Genomic DNA, 11173 nt, shown 5'->3' on the forward strand with positions numbered 1-11173 from the left:
CGATGCCGGTTGGGGCCGTGGCCGGCTCGCGTGGAGACTTGCATCACCGGCGACAGTTTTGGGGGATTGGCAAGCCCTTCGGCCAGCGAGCCTGTAAGGGACCGACGATGTTTAGCTCCGGGGAATGGAACCAGATCTCCCTTGCAGCGTCATACAAGCAGATTCTCGTGCAACTGCAGGATTGATATCGATGATCAGGCCCGTTCTTCTCGCAGCCGCGGTGCTCGCCCTCGCATCCGGCAGGATGGAGGCGGCGAACCTAACCCTAGCCGCCGTCAACAATGCCCAATTCGACGACGGCGAAGCGAAGGGCGTCAATCCGATCGTGCTGAAGGCGCAAATCCTTTTGGATCGCGCGCGGTTCTCGCCAGGCCTAATCGACGGCCGAGGAGCAGAGAACTTCGCCAAGGCGGTCCGGGCATTTCAGGCGGCGAACGGCTTGCCCTCCGATGGCAAGCTCACCCGGGAGACTTGGGACAAGCTAGCCACAACATCCTCAAACCCGGCCCTTGTGACCTACGAGCTGACGCGCAAGGATGTGCGTGGACCGTTTACCAAGCGAATTCCGGCTCGCATGGAAAGAATGGCTCGCCTGCCTAGGCTTGGCTATCACAATGCGGTGGAAAAGATGGCTGAACGCTTCCACACAAGCGAACAGCTGCTCGAAAAGCTCAATCCCGGCATCGGCTTCAGGGTGGCCGGCGCAAAGTTGCTGGTGCCAGCTATCGACCGAGGCGATCCTCCTGCGGCTATTGCCAGAGTTGAGGTCAACAAGAGCGCTCGCCAGGTTCGCGTGCTCGACGCTTCCGGCAAAGTGCTTGCAGTGTACCCCGCTTCGATCGGGAGCCAGGAAAAGCCGGCGCCGAGCGGCCAGGCAGAGGTCAAACGTGTGGTGCACAACCCGACCTATCATTACGATCCTGACTTCGCCTTCAAGGGGGTTAAGACCAACCGCCCATTCACGATAGCTGCCGGGCCAAATAATCCGGTTGGATCGGTATGGATTGATTTGTCCATCGAAAGCTACGGCATTCACGGTACGCCCGAACCAGGCAAGATTGGAAAGACGTTCTCACATGGTTGCATCAGGCTGACCAATTGGGATGCTGAAGACCTCGCCTCTGAGGTGCAAAAGGGTACAGAGGTTATCTTCACAGATGAAACGGTGGAGTCAGTTGACGAGGGCCTCTAGTAGGCGCGTGCTACGTGAAGTTGGACAATGGTATGGCCTCTAAGACGAAAAGACTGCGTGGTTGGTGTTTCGTCATTGTCGCCGCCGCCGCAACAAATGGATTCACAACTGCGCTCCCGGCTGCACCGGTAGACGCGCAGGCGATTGCCGATCACTTCACCTCAATAAAATCCATGTCTGGGGACTTCGTCCAGTCCGGCCCAAAGGCGGAACGGACCAGTGGCAGGTTTTTTCTCCAACGCCCGGGCAAGATCCGATTCAACTATGCCGGCCAATCGGGGATCAGCGTCATTGCCGATGGCAAATCGGTAGTCGTTTATAATAAGAAGCTTAGGACCTCGCGGCTTTATTCGCTTTCGAAGACGCCACTCAAGCTGCTACTCGACAATAAGGTCGACCTCTCTGGCAGCCGGCTCAAAAGCATCAGGGAGGAAGGCGATCTGATAATTATTAAACTATCTGACAAATCATCCTTCGGTAATTCCAATATCTCTATGATGTTTGACAGGAAAAATCTCGACTTGCGCAAGTGGAGCCTTATCGACGAGAAGGGACTGACCACGACGGTAACAATCTTCAACGTGAAGCAGGGCGTTCGCGTTGCCGAGGGAACCTTTACTATCGACTACGCGGCAAACCGGGAGAACAACACCTCAACGAAGTCGCGTTGAAGTTGGTGGTTCGACTCCTCTCTCCCGATACCCCCGGGGACGCAGCCAGGGTCGCTTTTGGTATCCGCATCGTCCTTCAGGCAAGCTTCGATCTGCCTGTAGAGCTCATTGAGCTTCGTATCGGATTTCTTGAACGCGGCACCGGCGCACGCGTCAGGGCGGCCTGACGCTTTCGAAGGCTGGTCGCATCGTCGCATCGACACCAGACTTTTACTTGGATCCGTCCCGTGATCGGCAGCGGTCGCCCCTGGATCACTTTAACCAGTTGAACGGAGCCATCCGGCCATGCCCCGCGTTAAGGCGGAAAGGGTAATTTCATGGGTTCGGAAGCCATCAAACGGAAAGCACTTGGACCCAATGAGCGCGGTGAGCGGCGTAGGCTGCGCAAAGAAAAGCAGCGAATTGAAAACGTTGGACGTGCCGACAAGATGCATACCGCCCGATTGGCCGGGGCAATAGCAGAGCGTGATACCGTCTCGTGCCTGCAGGCATCTGCCTATGTCGGGTGTTCGGGATGGTTTTACTGGAAATGGCGGGGACAGTTTTATCCGACGGATCTGCCCACAAGCGAATGGTTCAACTACTACGCGAAACGATTCGATACTGTAGAAATCAACGCATCCTTTTATTCATGGCCAACGATCACAAACGTCAAAAGCTGGCTTCGGCAACCCGGTAAAAGCAGTTTCGTCTATACCGTAAAAGTCTGTGAGCTGATTACCCACATCAAGAGGTTCAAGGCGACCAAAACCCTCGTAAAGGATTTTGGAATGATTGCCGATATCCTTGGCGAGAGAATGGGCTGCTTTCTATTCCAGCTTCCGCCCAGTTACCATTTCACTGAGGCACGACTGAACGGCATTCTCGGCCAACTCGACCCGGCCCGGCGCAATGTGGTGGAGTTTCGTCACGCCAGTTGGTGGAACGAGACCGTATACTCGGCCTTTCGGAATACAGGCACAATCTTTTGCTCATGCAGCGGCCCTCGTCTTCCGGATGTCCTCGTGCGTACAGCCGAGGATGTCTACGTGCGGCTCCACGGTCCAGAGCGCTGGTACCGGCATGATTACACCAGAGACGAGCTAAGCGGATGGGCTGACAAGATCCGCGCCAGTGGGGCAAGAAGAGCCTGGGTTTATTTCAACAACGACTATGAGGGCTTTGCGCCAAGGAACGCCCTGGCAATGCGGCGCTTGCTAGAGGAACACAGATGATCAACCGCCTAGGGGCGGCGAAGACCTAGCATAGGCGCGGTCATCTTTGCGCTCGCGCACGCCACCGCCAACAGCGCCACCACGCCAGCAGAGTTGGACGTTTCTTTGCACGAAATGGGACGTCTCTTGCGGGCGAAGCACTGTGAACCAGCGCGTCCAGATCGGACCTGCTGCCGTGTCGAACGGAATAGGCGCGAGTGAATTCGGCGCCGAGAAGAAAAATCTCCGGCGTCGCTGCTGGCGGTATCGTCGGAGCCCTCACTGATTCCGGCGTCCCGGAGGATGATGCCCACGTCTATGCCGAGGGTGTGCGTCGAGGCGGCACGTTGGTCACTGCCAGGGTCGACGAGAAGTCCTTTCTTGGCGTCAAACCTGCGGTCTTACCCAGCCAAAGAGCTGCTCGCGAATTTCCCGGAGCCTCATGGCGGCGCCTCAGTGGCGGTCCCCGAAGGCGTTCATGCCCTTCTTGATCGCCTTGCGAGCTTCCGCGGCGTTCTGCCAACCTTTGAACTTGATGATCTTGCCGGTTCCCAGCACCGATGAGTGAAAGAACAGCTCGATCTCGCGCCGCAAGTCATCGGGGACATGATCCGCCGCCGGCTCGTCGGGAGCATCTTCTTTGTGGGGACACAAGACATAGCGGTCGTTGCGCAGGACCTTCCCGCCCTCGTCTTTTTGCTTGACSCGCAAGGCGCCCAGCAGATCGCATTTGATCACAACGCCAGGCGCGGTCGATGCCTGATGGATCACAAGCCCATCCAGAGGGTCACCGTCTTCGCCCAACGTAGASGGAATGAAACCCCARTCATAGGGATATGTCATTCCGACCGGTAGGGGCCGGACGTAGCCGAATACCCGCGTTCCTGGATCGAAGGCAAGCTTCGCCGTTGCGCCACGCGGGGTTTCGATCACCACCCGAATGAGGCCCTTGGTGGTTGTTGGCAGCTTCAGGTAGTTGTGCATCGAAATGCCTCTCTTTCGGATTTGGCCGCCGATCTCTGCGGGTCCGTCACCAATGGCTCGGGCACGCGATGGAACTTCAGAGCGCACGGAATGTTCCGAAGAGCCGACTAAGGAGAGAGGTCCGATATGACAAAAGCATTTTTGCACATGCTGAAGGGAGTGGGTTATCTCATCTCGACGACGAGCGTCATCATGCTCGCTATCGTAAGCTGGTCGAGCGCTTCGAAAAGCGATGTGCTCACAGCCTGCCTGGTTGGCGGCGCAGCCTTGTCCATCATCGGCATGTTTTGCCGCTGGTTGACATATGAGGTGCAATCCATTGATCCAGGAAGTTGACCCCGCGTGTGCTGTCATGGCGATCCGGTCATCGGAGAATGCGATAAGATTCCCAGCACAACCGTGACACCCAAGCCGATGGCTACGTCATCATCTTGAGGCCTGGCGATCACCATAGCGTCACTCGCCAAAACCGCTATTTCGTCCCCTATGATGCCGCAATTCCGTCAAGCGATGACAATTTCCATATCTGCCTGCACCCGACCGAGGAGCACGAAAACTGCTTCTTTGCACCGTCAGAGGCGATGTAGGCTGGCACCAAGCCTATCGGCGACCACCCCGTCTATATTCGCCGGGATCGACAAAGTGCCCTGCCCACAAGTTGCGTTTGAGAATGCGGGCTTCGCGCTCTTCGGCAAGGTATCGAGGCAATTGCTTATCGGCGACCGCCAATCCGTGTTTCACCAGATCGCGTGCGAGATCGATGCCTCCCACGAAGCAGACGCCGGCATCGTTGTCATAGCGGTCCTTGCCTTCGATGGTGCAGGATACATCCCCGGAGGCAATGAGATGGCGAATGTGGTCACGCGCATACCTGCCGCAGGGCCAGATTTTGTCAGCGGCATCAAAACACGGCTGCGAAAGTTCGGGGGCATCGATACCGAGCAACTGAACGCGTTTTTTGTCATGCCAAAGCGTGTCGCCGTCATGAGCAAACCAATGCTCTACGGCGGACACGGGGCCACAGGTGAGCACGAAGGCGAGAGCGAGGATCAACCTACACATGGCCGATGGGCCGTTTCGAAATTTCCCTTTCCGCGATCACATTATACCCTATGAAGCTGGCCGGCCAAGGCATCTGGTTGCGCACGGAGATCGATCAGGATCAACTGATAACGTGGAACGCAAGGGGGCGTTTGCCACCGGATTATATTAGGGGCACATTATATACGGGGCTTGAGGGATCCACCCAAGGGCCCGGCGTCTCGGAGTTCCCAAAACCAAAAGGTTGTCGGGCCCGCCTTTGATCAATCAGTCAGCGGAGGCTGCGAATATGCGAACAATCGATCTTTGTGCGGCCGTCGCTCTGTGCATTGTGCCATCCAGCCAACTACTGGCAGCCGACGAGGTTTCAGTCGAACGCGGTTTGTATATTTCGATCATCGGCGGCTGCCATTTCTGCCACACGGAAGGATACCGGGAAGCCGATGGGAAGATCGATCCCGCGAAGGCGCTCAAAGGCTCCTCCATTGGCTGGCGGGGTCCCTGGGGCACGACCTACGCTGCAAATCTCAGGGATTCGGCAATGGGATTTGATGAGGACGCTTGGGTCAACCACCTCAAGAGCAAGGTCCAATTGCCGCCGATGCCCTGGTACCAAGTCCAAGCCATGACCGAAAGCGACATGCGTTCGGTGTATCTTTACATTAAATCGCTCGGACCACCCGGCGAGTCGGCACCGTTTTACCGGGAGCCCGGCAAGGAGCCGAGGACACCCTATGTCACGCTAGTGCCACCTCAGACACCGAAGAAGAAGTAACAACCTACCGCCTCTGCAGCTTCAGCGTGATCTCCTCAATCCTCACCTTGTCGCCGATCTCCTTCGCGAGCGCGAACGCCTTTTCCTTGTCCTTGGTGGTCAGCACGGTGCGCCAGTGTGGTTTTTCGAAAACGCTCACAACGTAGGTCGTTACGGGCTTGTCGGTCATCCGATCGTCAGTCCGCCACGCCAGCTTCGTGATGCACGATTGCGCCCATGATCGCCTCGTAGACGCTCCCGGTGTCTTCCTCGATCTCTGTGCTTGAGATGCCTATCGACTTGGCGTCGGCGAACAGCTTTTGGGTGAGCTCGGCAACTGAAATGATATCTGCCCCCGCCGTTGCTGGAACGTTGGCACCTATCCATTTGTACAAAAAGTCGGTGCCGCGCGTGCTCATCCAAACCAGCCGAACGTCAGGCTAACCATCGCCACCGCGATCAGGATCGAGAGCGGCACGGCGCCAGCAGCCCTGCTTCTAAAAATCGTGTTTCTTTGTCACTGAACATTAGGCGTGCCTTATGCATGTATTCGTTGAATGCCAAGAAGCTGCAAACCCTGATTTGGTTCCAAAAGGGCAGCAGCGCCCTGCCGTGACAGTAAATGGCCATTGGCGCCAAAAAGGCAAAGCCCGCTGCCTCGGGGGGAAGCAGCGGGCAAATGCAGGCCGAAAGGTCCTGTGTGCAAGTTTCCGGCAGCGCCCGATACAAACGCCGCGGCTGGAGGTTGGTTCCGCGATCACACCATAGGCGCCAGCATGTCTACTATATTAGCTTGTGCTTGTGGAGCTTTCCGCCTGGGCCGGCGTTCTCCACCCCAACAATTTGCCCAACAGCGCGCCGGGCGGAAAGTGAGGGAGGCATGAGCAGCTTAGGCTTGTCGGTCGTATTCGCTACGGGACCATCGCGATCATTTACCTTTTGTCGTATGTCTCGATCAGGATGTAGGGCAGCAGCGGCCATCATCCAAAAGGTTGTATTCCGACAACTCTAGCGGGAGCACTATGCTCACATCTCGGCGTCGCTTCCCTCAAAGCGCCGCCGGAAAGGGCTCGGCGCCTTCTGGTCTGTTCAGTGTCAAAAGTAGGCGTCGGGCCGCCGCACCGGTCCCCCCCTGAAATTCGTTACGAAATGGTAAAAAACGCACTAACTTTTGAATTGAAAGCGCCCGTTCCACGGTCATATAAAAATGGACGTTCCCCGTTGCTTTCTAGGGAGGCTGCGATGGATAGCGCAACGTCGAACGGCAAGGTTTGCCCTTGCGTTGAAGTGGTTGAAGCCTGCGGAGAATGGTTCGTCCGCGTGGTCGATGGCGACGAAGAACTTACCCGATCATTTGAGCTGGAATCTTTCGCTCTCGCCTATGCAGAGGGCCAGCGGCTACGCTTAGGGCTTGCCGAATTCAGACGGCTGTAGCGCGCTCGGTCGATCAAAAGCCCGCGCCTCGGCAAAGCGCGGGCCGACCGGAGGCCCGATCTTCAGYAGATGATGGAGGGCATCACCTGCCGCACAAGATAAACATTTAGAGGAGCCTAATGTTCCCGGGCGGAGCGATGGGCAGGGGAATGTGCTATGATTCGCCTCATGGGAAAGAAGGCAAAGCAGAAAGCAAAACAGGCGATTGAAGCCCCGGTCGAAGGCAGGCTTGAAAAGGAAGCCGCCTACTACGCCCGCAAGGTCGGCATCACTAGAGACGAAGCTGTGGCGATCATCCGGGAAGCCCACCAGCCGAAGCTTTCCATAGTCCGTAAGGACAAGGCCAGATAGGCGCTTTTCGAACCTTACGTTAGGTATAGGACTTCAGTCCGCGCTAATGTGACTCGCTAATCCCGTCTGAATTCGTACAATTCACGTCATCGGCGACCGCATTGATGGCAACGCCGATTGGGAGGCATACCGCACTCTCGCCGTTCACGTGGGGCGCTGGGATGTTGCAGAGTGATTTTCTTGGACCTGAAGACTTGGCCCTATGCCAGCGCGTCTTTGAACAGGTCTGCTCCGATGACAAAATGGATCCAGGCTGCATAGACAGCGAAGACTTGGCGGCGGCGGTGCTGACCACGTTTCAGCGTGGCGTGACCAACGAAGCCGAGTTGCTGGCAGCGGTGCGCACACTTCGCAACGGCCTCATAAGGCGCGCGGGATAGCTACCCCGCCGTAGGGGGCCGCACCGGTCCAGTGGTGTTCCACGGGATAAACTCGACTTCCTTCCCGGTCACTTTCCGCACCGCCTTCAACAGCACCTCATGTAAGACGCGCGTCTGCCGGTAGTGCTCGCAATGCGGCGATATGAACGGCTTCACGATGCTCCAGTGCAGCGCTTCCGCTGCCACCAGAAAGCGCTCGATTTCAGCCTGCGATAATTGCTTGGATGGTTTCGATCTAGTCATAGGCGAACTCCGTTAAAGGGGTCGCCGCAACGGGAGGATTATATTCCTCATCTTGGATTGGCCGGCAAGGCCTATTCGGGCAAGCCCGGTTCGTAATGCACAATCGCGTCGAGGATCGTTCGATAGAGGCTGTCGACTTCCTCGTCGATCTCTTCGCGCTTGATCCCAACCGATTTGGCATCGGCAAACAGCTTGTGAGTTAGCTCGTCAACCGAGATGACATCGGCCTTCGTCGACTCAGGAACGTTGTTGGCAATCCATTGATCCAGGAAGTTGATTCCGCGTGTGCTCATCCTCAAAGAAGCTGCGTACCGATATTAGGTTCCCCTAACCTTTAAGAACCCGCCGCTCCATTCACGGCAGCGGCGGGCCGTCCCTAGGGATCACAGGGACTCGCCGGGGAAATGTTGGCTGCCCCTGCTGACCAAACAACAATTAGAATGGTCTGATGTTCCGTTGCGCCATCGCGGAACGCACCCGGCATAGCCGCGCTTGCTCATTCTTCCCGGAAGTCCTGTAGCGAGGCATGCCGCAGGTCGTCCTCGCCGCGTAGGTGCTTCACACGGCCGATGATGCCCGGCTTGACCCATTGCGTGGCTGGTCGCTTCATGCCCTTGGGCGGCGGTCCGGCGTGTTCCTGGACGCGCTTCCATAGGCGCTCGCCGATCTCGCGGCTGGAATTGATGAAAGCCGAGCCGACATACTTCCCGGTCGCCCGATCCGCCATCAGTGCGAAAGCAGGCTTACCCGCCTCGCGCTCGACGCCAAGCAGTTCATATTCGTCGATCGTGTAGCATTTCGCCTTCAGCCAGTTGGTCGACGGACCGCTTCGATATTTGCTGTCCTTGCGCTTTGAAACCATGCCTTCAAGGCCGGCCTGCTCGACCAACCGGAAAATGCTTGCGGCATCGCCCGGCAACGCCTGGCTGAATTGTATGCGACCGCCGGCAGGGATCATTGCCTGCAGGATCTCGCGTCGGTCCTCCAACGGCATGTCGCGAAGATCATGACCGTTGAGATGCAGCAGATCGAAGGCGACGAAATAGAGGTCTTGCTGCCGACTGGTGATGGCCTTGCGCAACGCCCTGAAGTCGGACAATCCGGCCTCATTGGTGACGATCACCTCGCCGTCGATGACGGCATCCTCGACATCAAGCTCGCCCGCGGCTTTGGCAAGGTCGCGATATTCGGATGTCCAGTCGAGGCCGCAGCGGGTGAAAATGCGCATGCCATCGTCATCCTTGATGATCTGCGACCGGTAGCCGTCGAACTTAACCTCGTGAATCCATCCCTCGCCTTCGGGTGGCTTCTCCACCAGAGTTGGCATCAAGGGGGGATGAACTTCAAACGCATGAACTGTCTCGCAAAGCCGCGATTAAATTAGCATGCGCTGAAATGGTTCCGGAACATTTTAGGCGAATTCAAAGTTTCACGCCGATGACGAAGTTATCTGACCTTGGGCCGCCGATCGTCGGCCGACGCCATGGCGATCAGCCAAATGATGATGGTGACCATTTTTATGCCTGCCCGACCTGCGACCAGTGCGTCGACCGACGCGATTTGAGGCAAGTCATCTGGCAAAATCAGTCTGAACACGAACCGCTAGAGATGGACGCCTGCACGAGCTGAAATGGTTCCGGAGCGGCAAATGGATTTCGGCTGCAACAAACTCGCCGGCTGCACGTTTCCGGCATCATCAACCGCCAATAGAGAGGAACCGAAATGGCCGACGATAAGACTAAGCGCGATTTCCGTGATCGTGACCGAGTGGCGGGCAGTGAGGACTACGAGGTCGAGTACTTCGCCAAGAAGGCAGGCATTACAGTCCAGCAGGCAAAGGAACTGAGAGCTAACCACGGCAACGATCGGGCGACACTGGAACCGGAAGCCAAAGCACTCGGCAAGCGGTGACGACTTCCGATGAGCTACTCCAAGATCAGACGAACGATCAAGGAAGCACTCGTCTACAGGTTTTCCCGCCCCAAGCCCCCGCGTCATCCGACCCGGTTCATCGGGCCAGTGCTCGTCGTCGGCTCCGCCCCTGGATCTAACCTGCCCAAGGGATTCGACGAGAATTTTTCGGTTCTCACCGTCAACGGTTCCCAGTCGGTGGCGAGGAAATGGGGCATCGCCAAACCTGACGCGACCTTTCTCCATTTCAACCAAGTCGACGGCACGAACGACAATGCCGTAGCCGTACGGCGCGTTCTCAACGGCGAAGAGACCGGCATCYTGTATGTGATGCGCTGGCMGTTCGGAGAGCAGCGCCTACGCGATGGCCTCGCGGCATTTAACTATCGCTACGACCAGCTCCGGATGGTTAGCACGTACCAGCGCATTGCCCTGCACGAGGCGGTCATGGGCRCGCGCSACAGCGAGTTGGACAATGCACGGAAGTTYTCGAACGGCATCACCGCTGTGCTCTATGCATTCAACAGCGGCGGCTCGACTGTCGTCATATCGGGCATCAATCCCGGCTCGACCGGCCATGTCTACAACGAGCTCGGCTTGAGGAGGCTTCATAGCGACATGGACAGCTCGATCTTGCTGAAGCTACGTGGCCGTGGTGCCAATCTCTTCACGGCCGATCCTGAAGTCGTGGTATCGATCGGGCTGCCGCTGTGGCAGGGCGCTGGCGGCCGATCGGAACCTTTACCGCAACCGGATGTTCGAGCGAGATGACGAAGCTATCCGACCTTGGACCGCCTATTCCTGGTAAGCGTCACGGGGGCGACCATTCCGACGAACAGGACAATTTCTATCAATGTCCAATCTGCGGCCAGATGGTCGACATGCGCGATCTGCGACAGGTCATTTGGCACGAACGGCCGAAGCACAGACCGTTCATCGTGCTCGTTGATTAGACGCGGCATAGCAACCCGGCCGTAGGAAAGCAAAAGACCCGCCACGGAGGAAGCCGTGACGGGCCC

The 11173-nt window shown here is 57.3% G+C and carries 18 protein-coding genes and 1 pseudogene; 10 read left to right on the forward strand and 9 right to left on the reverse strand.

The features are described from left to right. Window positions 1-190: 190 nt before the first annotated feature. Window positions 191-1192, forward strand: a complete 1002-nt coding sequence (locus tag AC1DZP_RS32575; RefSeq protein ID WP_477308069.1) for a L,D-transpeptidase family protein — start codon at window positions 191-193, stop codon at window positions 1190-1192. A gap of 32 nt (window positions 1193-1224) precedes the next feature. After that, a complete protein-coding gene (locus AC1DZP_RS32580; protein ID WP_477308071.1) occupies window positions 1225-1863 on the forward strand; it encodes an outer-membrane lipoprotein carrier protein LolA in 639 nt (212 codons plus the stop codon). On the opposite strand, the gene AC1DZP_RS32585 is transcribed toward AC1DZP_RS32580, so the two are convergent. Further along, the gene (locus AC1DZP_RS32585) at window positions 1818-2060 is read right to left on the reverse strand and encodes a lysozyme inhibitor LprI family protein (protein ID WP_477308107.1); all 243 of its coding nucleotides are present in this window, start codon (window positions 2058-2060) and stop codon (window positions 1818-1820) included. The two genes, AC1DZP_RS32580 and AC1DZP_RS32585, sit on opposite strands and share 46 nt — an antisense overlap. Before the next feature lie 120 nt (window positions 2061-2180). On the opposite strand from AC1DZP_RS32585, the gene AC1DZP_RS32590 reads away from it, so the two are divergent. After that, on the forward strand, window positions 2181-3077 hold the full coding sequence (locus AC1DZP_RS32590; protein WP_477308073.1) for a DUF72 domain-containing protein: 897 nt from the start codon (window positions 2181-2183) through the stop codon (window positions 3075-3077). Window positions 3078-3509: 432 nt separating this feature from the next. Here the strand turns inward: AC1DZP_RS32590 and AC1DZP_RS32595 are convergent, their stop codons facing one another. After that, window positions 3510-4040: an inorganic diphosphatase gene (locus tag AC1DZP_RS32595; RefSeq protein WP_477308075.1), complete on the reverse strand. Its 531-nt coding sequence runs from the start codon at window positions 4038-4040 to the stop codon at window positions 3510-3512. A 126-nt stretch (window positions 4041-4166) separates the two neighbouring features. Here AC1DZP_RS32595 and AC1DZP_RS32600 point away from each other — a divergent pair, with 126 nt between their 5' ends. Continuing rightward, a complete protein-coding gene (locus AC1DZP_RS32600; protein ID WP_477308077.1) occupies window positions 4167-4376 on the forward strand; it encodes a hypothetical protein in 210 nt (69 codons plus the stop codon). 264 nt (window positions 4377-4640) lie between these two features. On the opposite strand, the gene AC1DZP_RS32605 is transcribed toward AC1DZP_RS32600, so the two are convergent. Next, complete coding sequence (locus tag AC1DZP_RS32605) at window positions 4641-5093, reverse strand: thermonuclease family protein (RefSeq protein WP_477308079.1); 453 nt, start codon at window positions 5091-5093, stop codon at window positions 4641-4643. 277 nt (window positions 5094-5370) lie between these two features. Between AC1DZP_RS32605 and AC1DZP_RS32610 the strand changes: the two genes are divergently transcribed. Further along, window positions 5371-5856, forward strand: a complete 486-nt coding sequence (locus AC1DZP_RS32610; RefSeq protein ID WP_477308080.1) for a hypothetical protein — start codon at window positions 5371-5373, stop codon at window positions 5854-5856. 4 nt (window positions 5857-5860) lie between these two features. On the opposite strand, the gene AC1DZP_RS32615 is transcribed toward AC1DZP_RS32610, so the two are convergent. Both AC1DZP_RS32615 and AC1DZP_RS32620 read right to left on the reverse strand, forming a co-directional pair. Then, window positions 5861-6025 carry a hypothetical protein gene (locus AC1DZP_RS32615; RefSeq protein WP_477308082.1) on the reverse strand — a complete coding sequence of 55 codons (165 nt, stop codon included), beginning with the start codon at window positions 6023-6025 and terminating at the stop codon, window positions 5861-5863. Between the two features lie 7 nt (window positions 6026-6032). Further along, entirely contained in the window at window positions 6033-6254 is a 222-nt protein-coding gene (locus AC1DZP_RS32620; RefSeq protein WP_477308084.1) for a DUF768 domain-containing protein, read from the reverse strand. Between the two features lie 823 nt (window positions 6255-7077). Here AC1DZP_RS32620 and AC1DZP_RS32625 point away from each other — a divergent pair. The 3 genes from AC1DZP_RS32625 to AC1DZP_RS32635 all read left to right on the forward strand — a co-directional run bounded on the left by AC1DZP_RS32625 (window position 7078) and on the right by AC1DZP_RS32635 (window position 8000). After that, the gene (locus AC1DZP_RS32625; protein WP_477308086.1) at window positions 7078-7269 is read left to right on the forward strand and encodes a hypothetical protein; all 192 of its coding nucleotides are present in this window, start codon (window positions 7078-7080) and stop codon (window positions 7267-7269) included. Between the two features lie 156 nt (window positions 7270-7425). After that, window positions 7426-7620 carry a hypothetical protein gene (locus AC1DZP_RS32630; RefSeq protein ID WP_477308088.1) on the forward strand — a complete coding sequence of 65 codons (195 nt, stop codon included), beginning with the start codon at window positions 7426-7428 and terminating at the stop codon, window positions 7618-7620. A 161-nt stretch (window positions 7621-7781) separates the two neighbouring features. Next, window positions 7782-8000, forward strand: coding sequence for a hypothetical protein (locus AC1DZP_RS32635; protein WP_477308090.1), 219 nt, complete (start codon window positions 7782-7784; stop codon window positions 7998-8000). Here the strand turns inward: AC1DZP_RS32635 and AC1DZP_RS32640 are convergent, their stop codons facing one another. The 3 genes and pseudogenes from AC1DZP_RS32640 to AC1DZP_RS32650 all read right to left on the reverse strand — a co-directional run bounded on the left by AC1DZP_RS32640 (window position 8001) and on the right by AC1DZP_RS32650 (window position 9596). Beyond that, entirely contained in the window at window positions 8001-8243 is a 243-nt protein-coding gene (locus tag AC1DZP_RS32640) for a hypothetical protein (RefSeq protein WP_477308092.1), read from the reverse strand. It abuts the gene before it with no gap. A gap of 71 nt (window positions 8244-8314) precedes the next feature. Continuing rightward, a complete protein-coding gene (locus tag AC1DZP_RS32645) occupies window positions 8315-8536 on the reverse strand; it encodes a DUF768 domain-containing protein (protein ID WP_477308094.1) in 222 nt (73 codons plus the stop codon). A 203-nt stretch (window positions 8537-8739) separates the two neighbouring features. After that, a pseudogene (locus AC1DZP_RS32650) lies at window positions 8740-9596 on the reverse strand (ATP-dependent DNA ligase). Between the two features lie 369 nt (window positions 9597-9965). Here AC1DZP_RS32650 and AC1DZP_RS32655 point away from each other — a divergent pair. Both AC1DZP_RS32655 and AC1DZP_RS32660 read left to right on the forward strand, forming a co-directional pair. Then, a complete protein-coding gene (locus AC1DZP_RS32655) occupies window positions 9966-10154 on the forward strand; it encodes a DUF3606 domain-containing protein (protein ID WP_477226498.1) in 189 nt (62 codons plus the stop codon). 9 nt (window positions 10155-10163) lie between these two features. Beyond that, window positions 10164-10925, forward strand: a complete 762-nt coding sequence (locus tag AC1DZP_RS32660; protein ID WP_477308095.1) for a membrane-anchored protein — start codon at window positions 10164-10166, stop codon at window positions 10923-10925. Between the two features lie 5 nt (window positions 10926-10930). Here AC1DZP_RS32660 and AC1DZP_RS32665 read toward each other — a convergent pair. Next, the coding region (locus tag AC1DZP_RS32665) for a hypothetical protein (RefSeq protein WP_477308097.1) at window positions 10931-11173 on the reverse strand (243 nt) is incomplete at its 5' end.

It is taken from the genome of Mesorhizobium sp. P2_F8 (assembly GCF_056403655.1).